The sequence below is a fragment of the Streptomyces synnematoformans genome (assembly GCF_039531005.1).
In the GTDB taxonomy this organism is placed as follows: domain Bacteria; phylum Actinomycetota; class Actinomycetes; order Streptomycetales; family Streptomycetaceae; genus Streptomyces; species Streptomyces synnematoformans.
Map to the genome: position 1 here is coordinate 1 of NZ_BAAAPF010000021.1, position 22,496 is coordinate 22,496.

The window sequence follows — 22,496 nt, forward strand, 5'->3', positions numbered from 1 at the left end:
TCCGCCGTGGCCGCGGCGGGCACGAGCCCCGCCTCCGCCGGCCCCGCCACCGGCACCTCGCGCACCGCGAGGCCGGCACCGGGGAGCTGCTGCGTCCAGCGGCGCGACGTCCACCCCGCGGTGATCAGCACCGCGACCAGCCCCAGCTTCACCAGCAGCAGCTGCCCGTACGTCGTGTCCGTCAGCGCACCCCAGCTGCCGAGCCCGCGCCACGACTGGTAGAGGCCCGTCCCGGCGAGCACGGTCACCGACGTCAGCGCCAGCCGCGAGAAGCGGCGTATGACGTACGACGGGACCCGCGGGCCCATGCGCAGGCTCAGCGTCAGCGAGGTGAGCCCGCCGAGCCAGACGGCGACGGCCAGCAGGTGCGTCATCGTCATCGGCACGGCCAGCCACGGCTGGATGCCGGTGGAGGCGTGTTCCGCCATGCCCCACGTCGCGGCGAGGCCGACGGCGACCACGCCGCCGCCGAGCCCCAGGCCGATCGCCAGGTCGTTGTCGCGGGCGGTGTCGTCCGTACGGTCCGGTGCGGGCTCGTCGCCCGTACCGGAGCCCTCATCCGGGCCCCTGCCCTCGTCCGGACCGCTGCCGTCGTCCGGCCGCCCCCCGGCCGGACCCGTACCGACCGCCGCCCGCTCCCGCTCGTACATCCCGAACAACACCGCCAGCACCACCGCCGCCGCGCCCAGCAGCAGCAGCCGCGACAGCAGCGCCGTGCCCGGGCGGGTCTCCAGCACGTCGCGCACCGAGTCGAGCCCGAAGTCCGCGCCCGTGTACGGGCCGCGCAGCAGCAGCAGCGCCACGGTGGCGGCGAACAGCAGCGCCCACCCCCCGCTCGCCACCCGCCGCACGACCGGGTTGCGCCCGCCGCACACGCCCGCGAACACCGCGCCGCCGACGAGCAGCACGAACCCCGCGTACGCCACGTAGCGTCCGGTGTCGTAGAGCGTCTTGGCGCTGCCGCCGTCCTCGCCCGCCTCGGACACCGCCACCGACGTCTCCGACGGCTTGCCGACGGAGAACGTGAACGCGCCGGAGATGGGGTGGCTGTCGGCGGAGACCGCCTTCCACACCACGGTGAACGTGCCGTCCGGCAGCCCGGCGCGCAGCGCGGTCGTCGCCGTCCTGGCGTCCCCGTCGCGGTGGCCGGAGGCGCCCTCGGTGACGTCGTCGCCGTCCGGGTCGAGGACGCGGATCGCGTCGTCGGCCAGCTGCACGGACTCGGAGAAGTCGAGCGAGACGGCCTGCGGCGCCTCCTGCACGACCGCGCCGTCCGCGGGGTCGGTGCCCGTCAGCGCGGCGTGCGCCGCGGCGGGGGCCGCGCCGGGGACGAGGACGCACAGCACGGCGGCGACGACAGCGCACAGCGCCCCGACCGCGCCCCTGCGGCGCACCGCGCGCCGGCTTGGCCGTACACGGCGGGTCGGTGTACGGCGGGTCGGTGCGGGGCGGTTCTGTGCGCAGGGGGTCATGACACGCCTCTCACTCCGCGGGGCGGTACGTCGTCGGCCGCACCGGCACCTCGACCTCGATCGGCTCCGACTTGGCGAAGTGCAGCACGAAGGACACCTTCTCGCCAACCTCCGGTCGGCGATCCAGTTTCTCCAGCATCATGTGCGCGCCCCCGCGGGCCAGGGCCAGCTCGCCGCCCGCGGGCACGTCGAGGCCGTCGACGGCGCGCATCCGCTCGTCTTCTGTGGTGTGCAGGGTGACGTCGTCGGCGAGGTCGGTGCTGACGCCGGTGAGCCGGTCGTCCGCCGGGCCGTCGTTGCGTACGGTCAGATAGCCGGCGGCGAGGTCCTTCAGCACCGGCCGCGGTACGAAGCCGCCCTCGGCGTGCAGCCGCGGGCCGCCGCCGGAGCCGGAACGGGAGCCGTCGCCGGAGTCAGCCTTCGCCGCCGTACCGGAGCCGTCACCGGCACACGCGGTCAGGACGCCGAGTCCGAGGGCGAACGACAGGGCCGCCGCCCCGGCCGCCGCGCCCCGGCGCGTACGGCTCACGGCTTCTGCCCCTTGATCAGCTTCGGCATGTCCTTGGCGTACTGCTCGGCCGTCACCCCGGCGAGGTACACGACGTGCGCCTTGTCGTCCTTCGGCGAGTACGCCAGCACCGACGAGCCGTGGCTGACGGTGATGCTGCCGTCCTTCTCCTTGACGGGCTTGTCCACGTGCACGCCGACGCTCTTCGCGGCCTTCTCGATCGCGGTGAAGTCGCCGGTGAGGCCGATGAAGTCCTTGTCCATGGCGTCGAGCCACGTGCGCATCCGCCGCGGGGTGTCACGCTCGGGGTCGGTGCTGACCATGACGACCTGCAGCTTCTTCTGCTCGGCGGGCGCCAGCTTCTGCTTGGCGAGGGCGAGGTCGCTCATCGTCGTGGGGCAGACGTCGGGGCAGTTGGTGTAGCCGAAGAAGAGCAGGGTGGGCTTGCCCGCGGTCTCGGCGGCGAGGTCGAACTTCTCGCCCGCGGTGTCGGTGAGGACGAGATCCGGCTTCTCCTTAGGAGTGTCGAGAACGACGCCGGGCTTGGTGTTGCCGCCGGAGACGTCGGCGACGGGCTTGGCGGAGCCGGCGTCGTCGCCGGAGCCGCAGGCGGTGAGGGTGAGGACCGCGGCGGCGGTGACGGCCGCGGCGGCGTAGCGGGTGGCGGTACGGGTTGTGCGCATGCTGTGTCCCTTGAGGGTGGGTGGCCCGCCCGGCGCCGCCGGCCGGGCCACCGCTTGCGTATGACGTTCCAGATGCCGTTGCGGGCGCCTACTGCGCCGCGGACGAGCCGCCCGAGCCGCGGCGCCGCGACATGGCGCCGAACGCGACGCCGCCGGCGCCGAGCACGATGCCGACGATGCCCAGCGTGCGGGCGGTGGTGTCGGAGGACCCGCCGTCGTCGGCGGCCGTGTCGCCGGAGGCGTCGTCGCCGCCCTCGGCGGCGGCGGGCTCGGTGTCGTCGCCGTTCCCGGCGTCGTCACCGCCGTGGCCGCCGTCCTCGGCGGGCTCCAGGGCCAGCACCGGCGCCGGCAGCTCCGGCTCCTCCGCGCCCTCCTCGGGGACCTCGATCCAGCGGACGACCTCGTCGCTGTCGTACGTCTGGATGGCCTTGAACACCATCTGGTCGGCGTCCTCGGGCAGGGCGCCCATGGAGACGGGGAACTGCTGGAACGTCCCCGGCTCGATCTTCCCGCCGGACCAGGTGACCTTGCTGGCCGCCTCGGTGATCTTCTCGCCGTGCGAGTCGATCGGGGTGTCCAGCTCGGCCGTCTCCACCTTCACGTCCCAGCCGGGCACGGGCTGGGGCATGACGGACGTCAGCGGGTGCTCGGCCGGCAGGGTGACCTCCAGCTTGACGGTCGCGGCGTCGTCGCGCTCGTTGGGCACCTTGAAGTTGACGGTGGCGTACCCGCCCTGCTCGGCCTCTCCGGGATCGACGGTGACGTGCGCGGCGGCCGGCCCGGCGACTACCAGGACGGCGCCGGCGGCGACGGCGGTGGCGACGGACAGCCGCCGCATACGGGATGACTTCATGACTGACACACTCCGGTGAAGTGGGATGGATGGGGGTCGGCGCACGTGCGGCGGCGGCGCGACCACCCGCTCACCCGGGCCCGCCGCCCGCGCCCGCCCGCGTCGTACGGGGGGCGTGCGGTGCGTGGGCCGTAGTCCGGAGAGGTGCCGTCGCGTCAGGCCGCGAGGGCGAGGGCCGGCGGCCCGCGGCGTACGACGGCGTGCTGCAGCTCGCGTACGGTACGGGCGCTCTGCTCGTCGTACGCCGTGGCCGCCCCGGGACGCACGGCCGGCCGGCCGGAGTCGTCGAGCCCGGTGTCGAGGACCCGCATGTAGCGCACGGCGGCGCGCAGCGGTCCGAGGTCGGCGCCGGTGGCGACGGTGAGGTGCAGCAGGGTCGTGACGGCGGCGTCGCCGCGGCGCAGCAGCCAGCCGGCGACGAGGGCGGCGAGGACGTGGCCGAGGACCATCGGCAGGGAGTACGCGGCGAGGTTGAACGCGGCGCCGAGGCCGTCGCCGAGCCCGACGCCGTGCCCGGCGTGCGCGCCGGCCGTGCCGCCGTGCCCGGCGTCCGGGTCGAGCCCGGCGTCCGCGACGATCTCGCGGGCGCGGCCCTCGGTGAGATTGACGGCGTGGTCGTTGCAGAGCAGCCGCCGGGCGAGCGCCAGCGCACCGTCGCCGCCCCCGCCGCCCCCAGCGCCGGCACCGCCCGCGTCTGCGCCGCCGACGGCGCAGTGCTGCCCGAGCCCGAAGACCCCGTGCAGCCCGATCTGCCCGACCGCCAGCAGCGCCGCGATCCCGGGCAGCGACCGCTCCCGCCCGGCCAGCGGCACGGCCACCGCGAACACCAGCACCGCGGCGACGCCGAGCGTCCACAGCGGCACCGTCTCGTTCGACGCCAGGACGTGCCCCCCGGCGGACAACACGACGCAGACCGCGGTGAACACCGCGGCCCGCAGGAGACGCAGCTCCGTACCGTCGGAGGCGTGAGGGGCAGCCATGGCGGGCGCCATCATCTCACCGCGCGGCGGGGCCGGCCCGCCCGGGGCGCCGATCGGCCGGAACCGACCTTGTCATGTCCCACCCCGAAAGGCGGAAGAAACCCCTCCGCCGAATGAGGGTTCTCACGCAACCCGCGTGCTTACGGTGCCGACACAAGGGTTATACGTACCGTATGTCGGGGTGGCGGCCAGGAGGCTGAACGCATGAGCATGTGGTGGTCCCTGCGACTGCGCCGGGAGGCGGCCAGCGTCCCGCTCGCCCGCCGCCTGCTGGTCGGCGCGATGGAGACGGCCGGGGTGGACCCGGACGTCGCCTTCGACCTCTCCCTCGCCCTCACCGAGGCCTGCGCCAACGCCGTCGAGCACGGCGGCGCCGCGGCCGGCGAGGACTACTGCGTCACCGCCTACTTCGACGGCGACCGCTGCCACATCGAGGTCATCGACTCCGGCCCCGGCTTCGCCACCCCCACCCCACCCCCCGAAACCCCCGCCACCCACCCCCCAGCACCGACACCACCCCCCGTCGACACGGGCGCCGAGGGTGGCCGTGGCCTGTTCCTGATCGCGGAGCTGAGCGACCACGTCGACATCCGCGACCGCCCGGGCCGCGGCGCGGTGGTCAGCTTCGACAAGATCCTCAAATGGCGCGAGGACGCCCCGCTCCAGGCGGCGTGATCAAGATGCTAGCCATCTGACCTGCAAACTTACCGCGAGTCGATCATTGATTCGCGCGGCAAAGGCGATCGAACTGCGGCCCTATCAGGCCGCAAGTGCACATTCAGTGCACACGCACGAGCGTCCGTCCTTTGCCGAACAGGTTGTGCGCGGCCGGGTGAAGGCGCCGTTGATCGCCTGGCGCGTGCGGGTCTCGCTCTGCGGCATGAGGTGGGTGTACGTCCGGAGTGTGAAGCCGGGATCGGAGTGCCCGAGGTACTCGGACAGGGCCTTGATGCTCTCCCCGGCGTCGAGGAGCACAGAGGCGTAGGCGTGTCGGAGGGCGTGCATGCCGTCGTCCGGCGCCGCGGCGTAGCGCGGTGAGCCCTTCTCCCGCGGCGGTATGACACCGGCCCCGGCGAGGGCAGCCTTCCACTCGTACTGGTTGAAGACGCTGCGGTGATACCCCTTGCCCTCGTCCGTGGTGAAGAGCAGCCGGTACGTGCGCTTCTCGCCGTCGGGCGTCCGCCACGGCAGGGCGAGCTGCTTCGGCGGGAACCCCTTGATGTGCTGCTTCAGCACCTCGGCCACCTCTTCCGGCAGTGGGATCTCCCGCACCCGGTCGCCCTTGGGCAGAGCGAAGACCATCGTCGACCGGACGAGCTTGATCTGCCGGTTCACCCGGACGAGCTGCTTGCGGAAGTCGATGTCATCGATGCCTATGCCAAAGACTTCACCCTGTCGCAGACCGCAGCCGAAGGTGAGCTTCCCACCCGCCTGGAAGCGCTTGGGCAGATGGTCGATGACGGCGTGGACACGCTCGACGCTCCACGGAACGATCTTCTTCTTCGGCTTCCTCGGCAGCTTGACCGAGTTCGCTTTGCACGGGTTCTTGACGATCAGCCCGTCATCAACCGCAGCGTCGAGGATCGCCGTGAGAATCGAGGCGGCCCAGGCGATCGTGGACGCCTCCAGCCCGGCCTCTTGCAGCTTCTTCACCCATCCCTGGATGAGCGACGGCTGCGGGAGCGAGCGCAGTTCGTAACGTCCGAGGTGGGGTTCTATGTGGTTGCGGATCACTCCCTCGTAGGCGTCCACGGTCCCCATCCCGGCGGTCGCGGCTGCGAGCCACTGCTGGGCGTACCGCTGCAGGGTGATCTTCCCGGCACCCGGGTCGATGTAGGTGCCCTGCCGCAGATCATTGCCGATGGAGTCCGCCGCCGCCTCCGCGTCGACCTTCCGGTCGAAGTTCACGGCCCGCTGCTCACCGCTGGAGTCGCGGTACCGGACCTGCCAGCGCTTGCCCTTGCCGTGTGCGCTGGTCGGGACCTTGCCCTTGTGCTCAGGGCATACCCGCCGCGGCACGTGGGCAGCGAGAACGTCCTGCGCGTGATGCCCGTACTGGACCACGTCATCTCGCTGGCCGAGCACCGCCACGGCGACCGCCACATCCCGGTGACGGACCTGGCCGTCGCCGCGGACTCCACGCGCCTGTACGTCCTCTCCCGCTCCCGGCGGCGGGTGATCGAGCCGATGCTGCCGCACGCCGGAGCCCGGCACACCATGCCTCAGCTGGCGAGACTGCTACTGGAGATCCCGCGCTCCACCCACCCGGCGGTCACCGCGTTCGACTGGGGCACCGCCGCCTGCCTGCCCCACCTGCCGCGCGTGCGCTACGGACGCAGCATCCTCGCCCCCGCCCAGTGGCGGATCGACCCGGCCGACCTCCCCGGACAGAACGCCCGGGCTCACCGGTGGGCGGCGGCCTGGCAGACGCTCCGCGACGTCAGGCACCTGCCCGCCAGCATCGCGGTGGGGGACGGCGACCGCCGTCTACGGCTGAACCTGGACCAGGCCATGGACCGGGCGGTGTTGCGCTCCCACCTGCACGCCGCCGACAGACCGGTCACCGTGACCGAGGCGCCCGACGACACGGAACACAGCTGGTGCGGCGGCCGTGCCCACGAGATCGTCTTCCCGCTGACCCCGACGGCGCCGCCTGCGGCGGCCCCCTCCTTCTTCGCCGTCCCGCCGCCGGAATCCGTCGGCCGGGCCGGGGAAGGAGTGGTGTTCGCGAAGCTGTACGGCCCGAGCGAGACGATGGGCGACATTCTCATCCGGCACCTTCCCACGCTCTGGGCTCGCTGGGAGAAGCCGCCACGATGGTGGTTCGTCCGCTACCGCCGCCCCAGGCCGCACTTGCGCCTGCGGGTACGCGACGTCGACACCGAACAGGCCGCCGGGCACCTCGTGGCCTGGGCGGCACGCCTGCGGCAGGCGGGCCTGGCCGGGGAGATCGCCTTCGACACCTACCGGCCCGAAACCGGCCGCTACGGCACGGGGGCGGACATGGACGCCGCCGAGGATCTGTTCGCCGCCGACTCCGCGGCCGTCCTCGCCCAGCTCGCCTTCCTGGCCGCCCACCTGGAGATCCCGCCACAGGCTCTGACCGCCGCGAGCATCGCCGACCTCGCCGCAGCCGTCATGGGCGGCCGGCAAGCGGGGCTCGGCTGGCTGCTCGAACACCCCCAGTACGCCGACGGAGCCGGTGCCCAGGACCGCCAGATGCGCCGCCACACACTGCACCTTGCCCGCGACGGGGCACTTCAGGACCTGCCGGACGGCAGCAGCCTCGCTGCCGCCTGGGCTGCCCGCACCCAGGCGGCAGCCGACTACACCGCCCGCCTGACCGTCTCCGGCAAGCCCCCGGCTCCGGCGACGGTGCTCGGCTCGCTGCTGCACCTGCATCACGTCCGAGCCCACGCATTCGAGGAAGCGCGGGAGGCGACGACCTACAAGCTGGCCCGGGCTGTCGCCCTGGCCAGCGCCGCACGCCACACCGATCGACAACACCAGGGAGGTGACCGGTGACCATGCTGAAGACCACGACCACGGCAGCCCTGCGCGACCACGCCGCAGCCGTCGCCACCGAACTCGCCGACGCCTTGGCCATGCCGCCGGACGCAGACTACGGCGACGATGTCCGGCCCGACAGCCCACGCTGGCGCGACCAGTCGCTCTCCAAGGGCGCCGCCGGCGTCGCCGTCCTGCACGGCCTGCGCGCCCAGCACGGCGTCGGCAGCATCCAGCCGGTGCACGCGTGGCTGACCCAAGCGACCCGCGACGACCTGACCGCCGGGGCCGGGGCCGGATTGTGGTTCGGCGCCCCCGCCATCGGCTTCACCCTCCACCTCGCCGCCCCCGGCCGCTACCTGGGCGCCCTGGCCCACCTGGACGCCGCTGTCGCCCAGCTCGTCCACACCCGCCTGACGGCCGCCGCCGCACGGATGGACGCCGCCCGCCGGCCCTCGCAGTACGAATTCGACCTCACCCGCGGGCTCACCGGGCTCGGCGCCTACCTGCTCAGGCGCGACCCAGGAGGCCAACTGATCCGCCGCGTCCTCGCCTACCTGGTCCGCCTCACCCGGCCCATCCCGGCCGACGACCCGGCCGGAATCCGGGCACCAGGCTGGTGGACCACCGATCTTCCCGCCAGGACACACGACTCCTCCGCCTTCGCCCACGGGCACGCCAACCTCGGCATGGCCCACGGCATAACCGCAGGCGTGGCCTTGCTCGCCCTCGCGATGCGCGAGGCCGTCACCGTCGACGGGCACGCCGAGGCCATCGAGACCATCTGCCGCCACCTGGACGCCTGGAGGCAGTCGTCGGCCGCCGGACCCTGGTGGCCCGAGCGGATCACCCTCGGCGAACTGGAGGACGGCCGCCCCCACCGGGACGGACCCGCCCGTCCCTCCTGGTGTTACGGCACTCCCGGCATTGCCCGCGCCCAGCAACTCGCCGCCCTCGCCCTCGGTGACACCGCCCGCCAGCACGCGGCCGAGGACGCCCTCGCCCGCTGCCTGTCTGACCCCGTCCAACTCGCCCGCATCACCGACCCCGCCCTGTGCCACGGCTGGGCCGGAATCGTCGCAACGGCCTGGCACGCCGCAGCCGACGCCACCAACCCCCGCATCGCACACCGCCTCGATCGCCTGCTGGCCCGCCTCCTCGACCACGCCCGCGACACCGCTCCCGAGCAGGCGCCCGGACTCATCGAGGGCAGCGCAGGCATCGCCCTGACCCTGCACAGCATCGCCACCGGCACCACCAGCGGCTGGCCCACCTGCCTGTTGATCGACTAACCCGAGGACGAACCGTGACAAGCGACCAACACAGCCCCGCCTGGCAGCAGATCAACCTGTCCAGCGACACCTGGCAGGCCGCCGAACACCTGGCCACCCACCACCTCCTGCCGCTGCTGGCCCAGGCCGAGGACGACCAAGCAATCACCGCGTGGTGGTACATCCGCAAGCGCGAAACCTGGCGCCTACGCCTTCAGCCCGCCCCCAGCCGTGACGAGGACACCGCCGCCCTTATCACCCAGCTGACCGCGGCCCCGGAACTGCACGCACATGCCGACGGCACGGTGTACGAACCGGAGACCTACCGCTTCGGCGGCGAGAGGGCTATGGAGATCGCCCACCGCCTCTTCCACGCCGACAGCCGCCACATCCTCACCCACCTCGCCCGCACCCGTGGCGGGCCCGACCAGCGTCGCGAAATCGGCCTGCGGCTGGCCACCCGCATGATCCAGGCGGCCGGCCAGGACTTCTACGAACAGGGCGACATCTGGGCCACTGTCGCCGAACACCGCGCCGCCACCGGTACACCGGAACCGTCCGTACGGACCGTGGCAGCGGTCCAGACGCTCCTCGCCGCCGCCGACGACAGCCCCGGCAGCCCTCTCACCCAGACCCCGGCCTGGCCCTCGGCGTACGAAGACGCCGGAGGCGCACTCGCCGATCTCGGCCGCCACGGAGGGCTGACACGCGGCATCCGCGCGATCCTCACCGACCACGTGCTCTTCGCCTTCAACCGCCTCGGTATCTCCGCCGAGCAACAGGCTGCGCTCGCCACCGCCGCGAGCCGCGTCGTCTTCCATCATCAGACGGAGCCCCTCCAGGCCCTGCGAGGTGCCGGCACCGCCCCTGCTCAGCCCACTACAGTCAGGCCAGTGACCATGGACACCACCCCCGCGCCGACTGCAGACCCGCATTCCCTCCGCGATGCCCTCGTCGCCAAGATTGACAGCCTGGGCACCTTCCGCACCGAGGCAGTCAAGGACGCCTTCCGTACCGTGCCCCGGCACATGTTCCTGCCCGAGGTGGACCTCGCCACGGCGTACGCGCCCAAGCAGGTGGTCACCAAGCGCGCCGCCGACGGCACCGCGCTCTCGTCCGCCTCCAGCCCCAACATCGTCGCCACGATGCTCGAACAGCTCGAAGTTACCGCCGGCCAGCGCGTGCTGGAGATCGGCGCCGCCACCGGCATCAACGCCGCCCTGCTCGCCGAACTCGTCGGCGAGCGCGGCAAGGTGATCACCATCGAACTCGACGACGACCTTGCCGAAGGCGCCCGCACCCACCTGGCCGAGGCCCGATACGAGCAGGTCACCGTCGTATGCCGCGACGGCGCCCTCGGCGACGCCGACCACGCGCCGTTCGACCGGATCATCGTTACGGCCGGGGCCTGGGACATCCCGGCCGCCTGGTGGACCCAACTCGCCCCCGGCGGACGGCTCGTCGTGCCCATGCGACTGCACGGCAGCGGCCTGACCCGCTCCCTCGCCTTCACCCGCACCGAAGAAGACCGCATGGTCAGCACCAACGCGGCCGTCTGCGGGTTCGTCCCCCTGCGCGGCGCCGCCGAGATGGGCGAGATCCACGTCCGCCTCGCCGACGACGTCATCCTCAAGATCGACGCCGAGGACCACCCCGACCAGACCGCCCTGGCCCAGGCCCTCACCCACACCGCCCACCAGCAGTGGACCGGCATCCACGTCCGCCACGACGAGATGGCCGCCCACCTCGACCTGTGGCTGGCCACCATCGACACCGGCCTCAGTTTCGGCAAACTGTCCACCGGTCCGGCCGCCCGCGACCTCGGCCTGGCCAATCCCGCCGTCCGCTGGTCCGGCGCCGCCCTGTACGACGGCGGCACCCTCGCCTACCTGACCGCCCGCCCGGTCAGCGACGACGCCGACGAACTGGGCCTTGCAGCCCACGGCCCGGACGCCGACAAGCTCACCGCCCAGGTGATCGACCTCCTGCACCGCTGGGATGCACAGCGGCCCCCTCACCCCGTCATCACCGCCTACCCGGCCACCACCGCAGACGACTCACTCACGGCCGGCGCCCGGGTCGCTCGCCCGAACACCTTGCTGACCATCGGCTGGTGAACGAGCTTCACCTCGTACGACCCCGAGAGCCCTGGAGACCGACCTCATCGCCCCGTCCCCAGGGCTCTGCCATGCCTGCCCAGGCCCTCCAAACTCCGGAGAGCTTTCCGTGCTGGTGAGTGAACAATTCCATCCATCCCGGAATGCCCTTTTTCGCCGCTTCTCACTCGCTCTTTTGGGCCGCTCGGTCGGTGGCCTGCGGGCGGGCTGTGGGTCCGGGTGGTCGTCGCTGGTTTTCGGTGGCGCTTCGGGTGGTCGGAACAGGACGTTCTCGAAGAGATCCATTCCCAGCATCAGCAGCATCATCAGCCCGGGGAGGAGCACGGCTATGACGACCATGGTGTCCTCACTCAAAGAGGTGGGGAGTGCCCTTGCTCTGCTTTGAGTGTGCACCCGAACGGGGGAAGCCGCTCGTTGACCGGTGCTGAAGGCAGTGCACTCGCCAGGTGAGCGTCCTCAGCAAGCCTGCTCGCCCGGCAGCCTGCGCTGACTGTCACCTGGCGAGTGATTGGTCTGGCTGCGGTCACCGGCGGATGCGGTACGGCACACGTGGACAGTGGCGGTTGCCTCCTCCCGGGGCGTGTTCGCCGTGGATGAAGGCTCCAGAGAATGGTGGCGGGGGCGAAGCTGGGGTTCGTGGTGAATCTTGTTGCTGAGATCGGCGAGGTGGTCGCAGGGGCGGCCGGGGGCCGGTCCCACGATGGCGGCGCCCTCGCCCCGGAGGCCCGGGGCGAGGGCGCTGCTGGGGGCGCGGGTTAGGGAATGACCACGTAGAACGGTTGGTCCTTCGCTGCGCCGTTGGTGCCGGTGGTGACGCGGATCGCGTTGTCCGCGCAGGAGCTGTGCTGGTGCTGGACGTAGATCTCGCTGCGCCAGTCGGCACCATTGTGCAGGGTGGCGACCGGAACGGACCGGGCGGCTTCGACGCCTGGTGCCAGCGTGATGCAGTACCGGCCGGTGGCGGTCTTCGTGACCGCGTCGATGGTGTCGGTCTGCCGGCTGATCGTGCCGTCGGTGTTGACCGCGACAGCGGCTTGGGCGTAGGGGGCTTTGACGTTGTCGGTGGGGTCGGCCGCGACGGCGACCCCGGCGACGGTGGCGCCGGCGGAGGCGATGCCGCCCGCGGCCAGGAGCAGCTTGGTGCGTGTGCGCAAGGTTCTTGCCCTTTCTCGGCAACCGAGACCCGGCGAGGGTGTGGATGGCCGGGCCGGTGCCTATTCAGCCCGGACGCCGTCTTCGCGTGCCACCTTCCTTCACCCGAGGGTGTGGCAGGCTGCTTTCAAACCACCAGGTCAAGGGATGATCCAGGGGGCGTGTTGACGGACGCCTACGACGTCGAGCCTGCCGGTCGTCAGAAACCCATCGCCTTTGCTGGACGCGTGCGCAACCAGTTTGACCGTCCTGGATTCGACTTGGTTACAGCCTACGAGGGAGAGATTCTGATTGGTTTCGCGTTGGGCTATACCCTCAGGGCCGGGGACACGCACTGGTGGGGTGGCGTTCAGACCGGTTGACGCTGGCCACAATTCCCAGGCTGAGAAGTTCTTGATGGTCTTGGGCTCGTCAGGCCACCGGGAATTCCAGTCATCAGCGGCCTCGCGCTGACTCCAGCAATGCGCAAGACGGAAAGCCACGCGGGCGTAGACACGGTAGCGTCGGATGAACTCCTCTGCCACTGTCGCCCAGGTCTGTCCTTGGGTGCGTAACTCCCGGGCGAGTTGTGCCTACTCCTGCTTCTGACTACGCGGCTTCGCGGCCATCGGGCCCCTCCTCAGGATGATGTTCGAGGACTCTACGCAGCACAGTAATCGCCTGACACGCTTGCGCCGCACGTGCATTTCGTTCCGGTTGAACCGGCAGGTTCTGTACGGAATTTGCCGGTGGGACGGGATGGTCACGAGCGGGGTCTGGGGAGGACAGTGAAGCCCGAAGTCGCTGTAGGTGCCCGGTTCCTGATGGACGCTCTTCCCGAACTCATCTATGAGGCGATGCACGATGTCTGACTCCATTCCCCACCAGCCGAATCCCCCCGCTGGGTCGGTGATGAGGTGGCAATGGCGGCGGCATCCGCGGTGTGTGGCGCTGGCGCGGTCGCAGATGCGTAAGGCGCTGGCCCGGTGGGATCTGGCCGGGATCGAGGAGCGGACGGTCCTGGTGGCCTCGGAACTGGTCACCAATGCGGTGGTGCACGCCCGTGTGCGGGGGCGGGAGGTCGCGACGCGGTACCTGCGGCTGGACGGCGGGGTGCGTATCAAGGTGCACGACGCCTCCGACGAGCGGCCCGGAGCCGCGCACGCCGGATGACGGGGGCGGGGTCGGGCTGCACATGGTCGAGCTGTTCGCGGACGAGGGGGGGTGGCCGATCGCGTGATCGGCATGCCCGTGTGGGCGGTCGTGCTCGACCGGGCGAGTGCGCGGGGTGATCCTGTTGAGGATGGGGTGCACGCGGGGCGCGGAGGTGTAGTGCAGGACGCCGGTCAGGAACCGTGCGCGGGTGTGGGTGGCCTGGCCGGGAAGGCACCACCCCCGACTGGCTGTGGAAGCCGGCCGCGGCTGACGACTGACTGCATTGCTTTCCCCATAGGCACCCGGACCGGCATCTGCCGCATCAGCGTGTCCTCGACCTGCGGCTTTTGGTGGCCGGCAGAGCGGTAGCCCGGTCCCTGAGCGGGGCCGGGCTACGTGAGGGCTTGGCGCAGCCGAGCTGTAGGACGCCGTTGGACTGTCTACGGCTCGTCGATGCCGCTCCAGGCGACGTGGAAGCCGAACTCTCGGCAGGTGTCAGGGGTGAGTTGCTTGCCGCCGCGCTTGGCGTCGTCGACCCAGCGCAGGTAGAGGCGGAAGCCGGTTGCGGTCACGTTGTAGATGCCGTGGGCGCCATGGGTCCAGAGTTGGTTGCCGCCGGTGGAGTAGATCGAGGCGTGGTAGACGGGGTTGCCGGAGAAATTGGCGGCCGAGGTGTCCACGTCGATGTACACGCCCTCCTGGCCGTAGAGTTGCCAGCTTTCGCCGGGAGCAGTCTTTCCTGATCCGACACGCAGAGTGGCCACTTTCTCCCCTTTTTTGGGTGGTAGTGATGGTCACTCCATCGTAGAAATTAACTCACTTAGAGTACAAGATCCCTCACTCTAAGTGGTGAGTGATAGGAAATTTGTGCGCCGCGCCTGCGCCCGTCTGCCCACTGCGCGATCCGGCTGAACCGCGCCCTCCCGGTGGGCACCGCCCTGGTCGGCGAAGTCGCAGACGGGATCTGACACCAGGCAGCCATCTACTGAGTCGCCCCGGCCGTACCCCGGCCAAGGCGGCGCTCCCCGTTTGTCGAGCCTCCGAGGGATCACGTCTGTCCATGTCCCGCACACCCGGGTACGTCCGACGGGTGGCGTCGACCCGGCCCCGGACGTGGCGGTGGTGACGCCGCTGGCGCCGGTGGCGGCGGTCTCGTCGGCGACCGCGGGCACCTGGCGAGCGGAGACGGCCGGTGAAGACCGGGCCACTGCCCCCGTGTGGCGGCGGCTGCCGCCTTATCGGGTGATTGTTCGCGACGCGGTGGCTTGGTCCCGGGGGCCCGGCGGGCGAGCACGTGATGATCTTGGTGGAGCGGCGCGCTTCGCGGCGCCCGTGTGCCGGCCGTACCGCTGCCCAGGGAGGGCCCGCCGGATGCTGATCGCCACGATCGTCGTCGCCGTCTGTGCCCTCGTCGTGGGCATCGGGCTCAACCAGTTCCTGCGTGGCCGTCTCACCAGTGAAGACGAGGCGACGGTCAGCGTGAAGGACCTCGTCAGCCCGCTGCAGACGCTGACGGTGCTCGTGCTCGCGTTCTCCCTCGTCACCGCCGCGAACTCGCAGAACAAGGCCGACGAGGCGGCCCGCTCCGAAGCAGACGCCATCGACCATCTGTTCGAGGCGGCGGACTACACGTCCAAGGAGCACCGGCAGCACCTCCAGGGCGCCGCCGTGTGCTACGCCCGTGCCGTACGCCACCAGGACTGGCCGGCGATGGCCCGCCAGGAGGTGTCGGACGCCCCCGCGGTGTGGTCGACGTCGTTCCGCGAGGAACTGCGCGAGATCGGCCCCGGCGACGCGCTCTTCGCCACGCTGCTGTCGGCGGACGACGACCGGTCGAAGGCGCGGGAGCGGCGGCTGGCGGAGGCGGAGCAGGCCATCCCGAGCCCGGTGTACTGGTTCGTGCTCGTCCTGCTCGCGCTGATGGTGATCGCCGTCGCGTTCACCCTGCCGCGCCGCAAGAACGGCGCGGAGATCACCACGTTCGTCGTGATCACCGTGCTGATGGCCAGCACGCTGATCCTCATCCGCGATCTGGAGCACCCCTTCGACGGCATGGTCAAGATCGGGCCTACCGCCATGGCCGAGGTCGAGAAGCAGATGACGCACGAGTACGAGGAGGACTTCGGCTCGGCGGACGAACTGCCCTGCGACACGCACGGCGACCGTGTCCGGCGGCACGACGAGGAGCACTGACCTGCCCAGCAGGCGCGGCACCACCGCCACCCACGCCCCGAACGAGCGGGCCCGTTTTCTGACCGCCACGGCAGCCAAACCCGATCAAGGAGTGGACTCGTGGTGCACCGGGGCACACTGGTGCGTGCGTGATCCGGGGGCGCTGCGGGTGCACGCCGGGCGGTAGCCGGCGCGGGTGCGCTTCACCGGGAGAGGTTCACTCTCCGCGCCCTTGGCAACGCTGTCCGTGACAGACAGTGGCGGCATCGCTCCCGGGGCCCGTCCGGGCAGGGACCGCCGCACCGAGGCAAGGAGCCAGCCGTCATGGCGGACATCACCAAGATCGTCGCGAGGATCCTCACCGCGGACATCGCCGAGGCCAAGACCGACAGCGGAACGCTCTACCTGGGCATCGCCGGCCGCGAGTTCGTCCTGGAGACCCCGGCCAACGACCTCGAACAGGGCGCAACCGACGAGTTCGTCCTCGGCGACGGCGCCAACGTCGACCAAGCCGTGTACAACGACCCCCGCAAGCCGCAGCTGACCACCGAGGACCTGGACCGCTACCCCGCCTACCTCCGCTACCTCGGGACCGACGGCTGGTGCCTGGAGCGCGCCACCGTCACCGTCAACCCCGGAGACGACAGCCACGTCTTCGACAACCTCGACCTCCAAGGGCTGGGCGAGGAGCGCCGCATCTGGCTGCGCAACGACTACGGACAGCAGGTCGGCCTCAGGCGCACCGCCGGCCGTTCCTCCGCCGGCTCCGGCCAGGGCGGCGGCACCACGGTCGGCCGGCGGCTGGTGTTCGGCAACGTCGACGCCGAAGGGAACGCCGTCAGCGGCAGCGGCGACTTCTGGGTGACCCGGGAGAGCACGGGCCGCTACGCCATCGTCTTCCAGAACGCCTTCACGACCCTGCCCAGCGTCACCTCCAACATCTGGGGAGACGGCTGGTACACCCTGGACAACACCCAGGCCGCCGTCATCGAAACCGGACGGATCGTCATCGTCACCGGCAACAGCAACGGCCAGTACAGCAACCGCGGCTTCAGCTTCCAGGTCGTCGGATAACCGCACCGGCCGGCGGCAGCTCGGCGCACTGTCGGCCGGGCTGCCTCTGGGCCATGTGCGTCGCCGAAGCTCGGAGACGGTGCACAACGAGTGCACGCGGGGGTCGAAAACGCTGCTGACCAGTAGAGAACGTCGAAGGCGACTCTTCCTGGTCAGCAGCGTGATCGTGACAAACGAGCAGGTCAGGGTTGTGGAGTCCGCACTTGATCCTCAAATGGCGCGAGGACGCCCCGCTCCAGGCGGCGTGACCGACCTGTGAACTCTGGCCGGGTTCTACTCTCGAACCTGGATCAGAGCGTGGGTACCGCTGGTCCGCCAGGCCGCGCCTGATCGTTCGAGGGATTCCGGAGTTCCCCGGGCCAGGCCCACGACGACGTCGGACTTCAGGGTGCGGAGCGCCGTGACCGCGCCCGGGAAGTAGGCGGTGCGGTCCGCGAACGGTGTCGTGGCGTCCCACTTCCGGTCGTCGACGAGGCGGCGGTAGTTGAGGTCTCCCTTGAAGATCGTGAGTGAGACGGCCTCGAACTCCCCGCGAAGGTCCCCGGGCATCTCTTCGTACGGCAGCGGAGCGCAGAAGAAGGAGTGGGCACGTACCTCCAGGCGCCCGGTCGCGGTGGCCGCCCACAGGCGCGCGCCGATCCTGCCGGCTTCACCGGGCGCCTGGGTGAGGCGGCGGAGGCAGGCGACGAAGTCCGATGTCGTCGCGTCGGAGACGTAGTACGGGGTCGGCTTGACGTGGAGTACGACCTGCTCGGCGTGCCGTTGTTCGAGGAGGTGGTCGATGAGGACCAGGTCCGGGATCAGTTCTCGCCCCGCGTTGTCCGCCACCACGGCGATGGCGGCCAGGGCTCCGGCGGGCAGCAGTCGCCAGAGCAGGGCGCTGTCGTCGGCGACCAGGCCATCGGCAGAATCGTCGGCGGTCGGCTCCGCCGCGGTCACGCGGAAGCCCAGGTCGGCGCGGTTACCCCAGAGCGCGGCGTGGAGCAGTGTGGCGGCCCGCTGGTCGGCCGGTGTGTCGGCGAGTGCGTCGAGGGCCCGTAGTTCCTCGTCCACCGCCGTACCGCTCAGTTCGGCCTGTTTGAAGGGGGCGAAGGGGTCGATGCCCTGCCACGGACCGGAGCCGAAGTATTCGACGGCGCCGAGGAGCCTGCGGTAGAAGTAGCTCTCGGCCCACAGGAACGGGACGTCGAACCACGACTGCCCAAAACGACCGCGCCCCCGGTCGGACCAGGTCCCGTGATCGTGCTCCGCGCGGGGGAGCGGTTCGACGACACCGTTGGTGATCTCGTCCAACAGGGCGTCGAGCGCGTCGTGCTGTCGGCGGCCGTAGGGGAAGGCGTCTCGTACCTGCTGGATCAGGGCCGGGTGGCGCTCGGCCAGGACACCCCAGGCGAACGAACCGGGCTCGTTGCTCAGGATGACCGGCGCACCGCTTCCGGCAACCGGGCCGGTGTCGCGGTCGGCCTCATCGGCCGCGGCATCGGAAGGCATCTCCCTCATGGTGGCCCAAACCTCCGTTCCAGTAATCTGCCGGTTCGCCCGGATGAGCAACCGCCGCAGGTCAGGGGCGGAAGATCTGCCGACGACGGCGTCCATTCAGTCGTTGGCACCGAGCGCCGCCTACTGAGCGCCGAGATCGGCGGCCAGGTCCTTCGCCTCGTTCTCGGTGAAGTCGCCGGTGATGTTCACCCTGCCTTCGGTGATGACCTCGGCGACGGCGGAGGCGCTGAGGAGCCGGTCGCCCAGGACGACCAGGATCTGGTTCTGCGGAGGCGTGCGGTTCACCGCACGCTGGGAAAGCGCCGCGAACCGCTCGGCGTCGGCGTCCCGGAACGTCATACGGATCACCCAGCCGCCCCCGACGTTCTCGTCCGGTGCGGCGCTGACATCCCGAAGCCGTACGACACTCATCCGGTCCCCGGTCCGGGTCGAGATCTGGTAGCAGGTACGGAGCTGAGCCGAGTAGAACGTGGGCGGAGGCAGCGCGTCGGTGCACTCGCCTTGCTCGCTCTGCTCCACCAGGGCCAGCCGCAGGTCCTGCCGCACCGGATCCGGCGTGGCGCCCCCGTCGTCCTGGAAGACGTACATGCCACCGCCGGCGGCAAGGGACCCCGCCACGGCCAGCGACACCCCGAGCCCGACGTGGCGGCCCCGCCGGGCCGGCGCGGACCCCGGTGCACCCGCGGGCGTCCGGCGCGTACGGGGCGCAGCGCGCGGGGTGCGCTCGGTGGCCGCGCCGGGGTCGATGCGCCGCTCGGCTGCGTGCGCCTCCTCGGTACTGCGGCGCCGGTGTTGCGCGATCGCGTCGGACCAGGGCCACGGGAGCCAGTCGGTGGCGCCGCGGGCCTGCGGGCGGGCGGCGATGACGTCGCCGACCCGGGTCAGAAGCTCGTGGGGTGCGGGGCGGTCCGCGGGGTCCAGAGCCAGGCAGGGCCCGATCAGGGCCCCGGGTCCGCCGGACAGGCCGGCCAGATCCAGGTCGCCTTCCGCAGCCCGGACCAGTTGCTCCATCGCGGTGCTCTGCCCCATGTTCCGGTACGGACTGCGTCCCGTAGCCAGATGAAACAGCGTGGCGCCCAGGGAGAACACGTCGGACGCGGTCGTGGTCGCCTCACCTCGGGCCTGCTCCGGCGCGGCGAACGCGATGGTCCCCAGGGCCGACGTGCTACGGGTGATGTCGGCAGCCTGCGAGATCCCGAAGTCGATCACCCGGGGGCCGTCCTCGGGCAGCAGCACGTTGGACGGCTTGACGTCGCGATGCACCAGGCCGGCGGCATGGATGCTCACCAGCGCCTCGATCATCCCGGCCGCCACCCAGTGCAGCCCGTCCGCGGGTAACGGACCGTGCGACGCCACCAGATACCCGAGCGACGGCGCCGGAACGTACTCCGTCGCCATCCAGGGAACAGGCGCCTCAGCATCGGCATCGACGACACTGGCCGTGAACACCCCCTGCACCCGCCGCGCCAGCGCCACCTCACGGGCGAAACGCCGCCGGTCCGCGTCGTCGGGCGCGGTACCCCCGCCGGCCGCGGGCAGCAGGGTTTTCACCGCCACCGTGCGACCGCCCGGAGAACGGGCCAGATACACCCGGCCCATCCCCCCACTGGCCAACTCCGCGAGTACGGTGAACGGCCCGATCCGCTCCCCCGGACGCACCGTCGCCGCCCATTCCCCACCCACCGGAACCTCCCCCGCCCCCCTTGGGCCACCGCCGGCCTCAGCCTATGCCGTGATCCACCGTCAGGTCCGTCTGCGCGGAAAGGGATACGGTTCCGACCGGAACCCGGACACCGGCGGCGCCCGGGGCGAAAGCGCCGCTGACCAGGTGGCCGAGGACGCCCCGCGCCGGGCGGCGTGACCCGGTGTCAGCGTGTGGTGAAGGCGCCTCCGTTGACGTGGATGGTCTGGCCGGTGAGGTGGCGGGCTCCCGGTGAGGCGAGGAAGTGGGCCGTCTGGGCGATGTCGTCGACCGTGCCCGCGCGCTTGTTGTGGGTCTCCTCCACGAGCGTGCGGCGGCGTTCGTCGCTCAGCCCGCCGTGGAAGAAGTTGGTGCCGGAGATGTAGCCCGCGGAGATGACGTTGCAGGTGACGCCCTGGGGCGCCAGCTCGGCGGACAGCGAGGCGTTCCACGCGGCCAGCGCGGCCTTTGCCGCTCCGTACGATCCGCCACGGCGCTCGGCGCCGATCGAGCCGATGCTGATGACGGAGCTGCCGCCGGTGAGCTTGTCCTGCACCGAGGCCGTGGTGAGCACCGCGGTGAGCAGGTTCTGACTCAGGTTGGCGTGCCACTGGGCGAGCAGCGCGTCCAGGGGTGGTTCGTCGTCGCCGGTGGGCTGGGGCAGCCCGCCGGCGGCGTTGACCAGGACGTCCAGCGTGCCGAGGCGGGCGGCGCACGCCTCGGCCCGGCCGGGGTCGGCGGCGTCGCAGACGACGCCGTGCACCCCCAGCTCCTTGGCGGTCTGTTCGACGGTGCCGGGGGTGCGGCCGGTGATGAAGACCTCGGCCTGGTCGGCCGCGAACCTCTCGGCGACGGCACGGCCGATTCCGCTGGTGCCTCCGGTGACGAGCACGGTGCGGGTCATGGCGTCCTCCTGGTCACTGGTACGTTTAGGTCTAAACATAACTGACGAGGAGAGGGGATCGCACCGTGGCCGACGCCGCCGGCGCACCGGGGGACCCCGAGCCCGCCCACTCCGCCGCCGGGATCGCCGCCGCCTGGCAGCGGGAACGGCCGGGCACCCCGACGGAGTCGATCGAGATCGTCACCCCCCTGTGGCGGGTGGCCAAGCTCTTCGCCGACGACCGCAACCGGGTGCTGCGCGAGGCGGGGATCGACGCGGCCACCCTCGACCTGCTGTCCGTCATCCGCCGCTCCGGACCGCCCTACACCCTCAGCACCCGGGAGATCGCGCGGCGGACCCTGGTCACCGCGGGGGCGATCTCCCAGCGCGTCGCCCGGGCCGAGCGCGACGGCCTCGTCCGGCGGACGCCGGGCACCACCGGCCGCCGTACCGTCCTGGTCGGCCTGACGGCCGAAGGTCACGCGCTCATCGAACGGTCCGTCGACGCCGTGCTCGGCCGGGAGGCCGCGCTCGTCGCCTGCCTGTCGGCGCACGAGCGCAGCACGCTCACCGGACTGCTGGACAAGCTGATGGCCGACGTCCGCCGGCGCACCGCCCGGGACGAGCGCTGAAGGCCGACGCCGCCGGGCGTGGCCCGGCCGGACGCGTACGCCCGGTGCTGCTCCGGTCGTGCGACCGCTTTGCCCTGAATGTACGATTTTGGCGTTGCTGTTTCCTCCCGGAAGGAAGTCCGATGCCCCGTACGAGGAAAGCGATCCTCGGCGCCCTGGGCGCCACGTTCTGCGCGACCGCCCTGGTCGGCACCGCGGTCGCCGCCCCGGCACAGGACGACAACGGCGTCGCGGACATGAGCGCCGCGGACATAGCCTCCGAGGCCCGGGACGCCTTCAACGGCGCCCGGTCCCTGCACGTCACCATGGAGATGCAGGGCTCGGGCCTCGACCGCGACGACCCGGCCAGCCTCGACATCTCCGCCGACCGCTCCGCCAACTGCGTCGGCACCATCGACTTCGCCGCCGGCGGCGGCAGCCTGGAGATCATCCGGCACGGCGACGACGTGTGGGTGAAGCCCGACGAGGTCTGGCTGCGGGACAACCTCCCGTCCGGCCAGTCGGACGACGCGCAGGAACTGGCGGGCACGTACCTCCGGGGCACGGCCCAGGACGACGGTCTCGACGACCTCGCGAAGGTGTGCAGCCTCGACGAACTCAGCGGCTCCATCGAGGACTCCACGACCGCGGACAACCTGCAGAAGGGCTCCGAGACGACCGTCAACGGCACCCCCGTCGTCCAGGTCACCGGGCAGCACGACGGGCAGGACGTCACCGTCTCCGTCGCCACCCGGGGCACCCCGTACCCGGTGCAGGCCACGGCGAGCGGCGAGGGTGAGGAGACGACGGCGAACTTCGCCTTCGACGAGCCCGTCCCGGACCGGACCCCGGCGCCCGGCGAAACGGTCCCCTGGGGCGGCTGACACCCCGCTGACCT

The 22,496-nt window shown here is 71.4% G+C and carries 21 protein-coding genes; 10 read left to right on the plus strand and 11 right to left on the minus strand.

The window, feature by feature from the left end:
• From ABD317_RS06505 to ABD317_RS06525, 5 genes are all read right to left on the minus strand, one after another.
• On the minus strand, window positions 1-1,472 hold a 1,472-nt coding region (locus ABD317_RS06505), incomplete at its 3' end, for a copper resistance CopC/CopD family protein (protein ID WP_344288724.1).
• A gap of 10 nt (window positions 1,473-1,482) precedes the next feature.
• On the minus strand, window positions 1,483-2,001 hold the full coding sequence (locus ABD317_RS06510; protein ID WP_344288726.1) for a copper chaperone PCu(A)C: 519 nt from the start codon (window positions 1,999-2,001) through the stop codon (window positions 1,483-1,485).
• Complete coding sequence (locus ABD317_RS06515) at window positions 1,998-2,663, minus strand: SCO family protein (protein ID WP_344288728.1); 666 nt, start codon at window positions 2,661-2,663, stop codon at window positions 1,998-2,000. Before ABD317_RS06515 ends, ABD317_RS06510 begins: the two co-directional genes overlap by 4 nt.
• An 88-nt stretch (window positions 2,664-2,751) precedes the next feature.
• Entirely contained in the window at window positions 2,752-3,501 is a 750-nt protein-coding gene (locus tag ABD317_RS06520) for a YcnI family copper-binding membrane protein (protein WP_344288792.1), read from the minus strand.
• A gap of 170 nt (window positions 3,502-3,671) precedes the next feature.
• On the minus strand, window positions 3,672-4,496 hold the full coding sequence (locus ABD317_RS06525; protein ID WP_344288730.1) for a hypothetical protein: 825 nt from the start codon (window positions 4,494-4,496) through the stop codon (window positions 3,672-3,674).
• Window positions 4,497-4,700: 204 nt separating this feature from the next.
• Here ABD317_RS06525 and ABD317_RS06530 point away from each other — a divergent pair, with 204 nt between their 5' ends.
• Window positions 4,701-5,171 (plus strand): ATP-binding protein, encoded by a 471-nt coding sequence (locus ABD317_RS06530; protein ID WP_344288732.1) that lies wholly within the window; start codon window positions 4,701-4,703, stop codon window positions 5,169-5,171.
• An 84-nt stretch (window positions 5,172-5,255) separates the two neighbouring features.
• On the opposite strand, the gene ABD317_RS06535 is transcribed toward ABD317_RS06530, so the two are convergent.
• Complete coding sequence (locus ABD317_RS06535; protein ID WP_344288734.1) at window positions 5,256-6,515, minus strand: tyrosine-type recombinase/integrase; 1,260 nt, start codon at window positions 6,513-6,515, stop codon at window positions 5,256-5,258.
• Between ABD317_RS06535 and ABD317_RS06540 the strand changes: the two genes are divergently transcribed.
• Genes ABD317_RS06540 through fxlM form a run of 3 tightly spaced genes read left to right on the plus strand, consistent with a single transcriptional unit; the run spans window position 6,489 to window position 11,391 of the window.
• Window positions 6,489-8,021: a lantibiotic dehydratase gene (locus ABD317_RS06540; RefSeq protein ID WP_344288736.1), complete on the plus strand. Its 1,533-nt coding sequence runs from the start codon at window positions 6,489-6,491 to the stop codon at window positions 8,019-8,021. The two genes, ABD317_RS06535 and ABD317_RS06540, sit on opposite strands and share 27 nt — an antisense overlap.
• A 2-nt stretch (window positions 8,022-8,023) precedes the next feature.
• Window positions 8,024-9,295, plus strand: coding sequence for a lanthionine synthetase C family protein (locus tag ABD317_RS06545; RefSeq protein WP_344288794.1), 1,272 nt, complete (start codon window positions 8,024-8,026; stop codon window positions 9,293-9,295).
• A 14-nt stretch (window positions 9,296-9,309) separates the two neighbouring features.
• A complete protein-coding gene (gene fxlM / locus ABD317_RS06550) occupies window positions 9,310-11,391 on the plus strand; it encodes a methyltransferase, FxLD system (protein WP_344288738.1) in 2,082 nt (693 codons plus the stop codon).
• A gap of 755 nt (window positions 11,392-12,146) precedes the next feature.
• Here fxlM and ABD317_RS06555 read toward each other — a convergent pair.
• Window positions 12,147-12,545, minus strand: coding sequence for a hypothetical protein (locus ABD317_RS06555; RefSeq protein WP_344288740.1), 399 nt, complete (start codon window positions 12,543-12,545; stop codon window positions 12,147-12,149).
• 159 nt (window positions 12,546-12,704) lie between these two features.
• Here ABD317_RS06555 and ABD317_RS06560 point away from each other — a divergent pair, with 159 nt between their 5' ends.
• Complete coding sequence (locus ABD317_RS06560; protein ID WP_344288742.1) at window positions 12,705-12,905, plus strand: hypothetical protein; 201 nt, start codon at window positions 12,705-12,707, stop codon at window positions 12,903-12,905.
• Window positions 12,906-13,467: 562 nt separating this feature from the next.
• Window positions 13,468-13,695 (plus strand): hypothetical protein, encoded by a 228-nt coding sequence (locus tag ABD317_RS06565; protein WP_344288744.1) that lies wholly within the window; start codon window positions 13,468-13,470, stop codon window positions 13,693-13,695.
• 422 nt (window positions 13,696-14,117) lie between these two features.
• Here the strand turns inward: ABD317_RS06565 and ABD317_RS06570 are convergent, their stop codons facing one another.
• Window positions 14,118-14,441, minus strand: a complete 324-nt coding sequence (locus tag ABD317_RS06570) for a hypothetical protein (protein ID WP_344288746.1) — start codon at window positions 14,439-14,441, stop codon at window positions 14,118-14,120.
• Window positions 14,442-15,048: 607 nt separating this feature from the next.
• Between ABD317_RS06570 and ABD317_RS06575 the strand changes: the two genes are divergently transcribed.
• Together ABD317_RS06575 and ABD317_RS06580 are read left to right on the plus strand one after the other, a co-directional pair.
• Window positions 15,049-15,870, plus strand: coding sequence for a bestrophin-like domain (locus tag ABD317_RS06575; RefSeq protein WP_344288748.1), 822 nt, complete (start codon window positions 15,049-15,051; stop codon window positions 15,868-15,870).
• 303 nt (window positions 15,871-16,173) lie between these two features.
• The gene (locus tag ABD317_RS06580; RefSeq protein ID WP_344288750.1) at window positions 16,174-16,923 is read left to right on the plus strand and encodes a hypothetical protein; all 750 of its coding nucleotides are present in this window, start codon (window positions 16,174-16,176) and stop codon (window positions 16,921-16,923) included.
• A gap of 273 nt (window positions 16,924-17,196) precedes the next feature.
• Here the strand turns inward: ABD317_RS06580 and ABD317_RS06585 are convergent, their stop codons facing one another.
• The 3 genes from ABD317_RS06585 to ABD317_RS06595 all read right to left on the minus strand — a co-directional run bounded on the left by ABD317_RS06585 (window position 17,197) and on the right by ABD317_RS06595 (window position 21,008).
• Window positions 17,197-18,414 (minus strand): damage-control phosphatase ARMT1 family protein, encoded by a 1,218-nt coding sequence (locus ABD317_RS06585; RefSeq protein ID WP_425582293.1) that lies wholly within the window; start codon window positions 18,412-18,414, stop codon window positions 17,197-17,199.
• A 129-nt stretch (window positions 18,415-18,543) separates the two neighbouring features.
• The gene (locus tag ABD317_RS06590) at window positions 18,544-20,106 is read right to left on the minus strand and encodes a protein kinase domain-containing protein (RefSeq protein ID WP_344288754.1); all 1,563 of its coding nucleotides are present in this window, start codon (window positions 20,104-20,106) and stop codon (window positions 18,544-18,546) included.
• Between the two features lie 185 nt (window positions 20,107-20,291).
• The gene (locus ABD317_RS06595; protein WP_344288756.1) at window positions 20,292-21,008 is read right to left on the minus strand and encodes an SDR family NAD(P)-dependent oxidoreductase; all 717 of its coding nucleotides are present in this window, start codon (window positions 21,006-21,008) and stop codon (window positions 20,292-20,294) included.
• A 65-nt stretch (window positions 21,009-21,073) separates the two neighbouring features.
• Between ABD317_RS06595 and ABD317_RS06600 the strand changes: the two genes are divergently transcribed.
• Window positions 21,074-21,619: a MarR family winged helix-turn-helix transcriptional regulator gene (locus ABD317_RS06600; RefSeq protein ID WP_344288758.1), complete on the plus strand. Its 546-nt coding sequence runs from the start codon at window positions 21,074-21,076 to the stop codon at window positions 21,617-21,619.
• Window positions 21,620-21,741: 122 nt separating this feature from the next.
• Window positions 21,742-22,482 carry a hypothetical protein gene (locus tag ABD317_RS06605; RefSeq protein ID WP_344288760.1) on the plus strand — a complete coding sequence of 247 codons (741 nt, stop codon included), beginning with the start codon at window positions 21,742-21,744 and terminating at the stop codon, window positions 22,480-22,482.
• The last annotated feature ends 14 nt before the right edge of the window (window positions 22,483-22,496 follow it).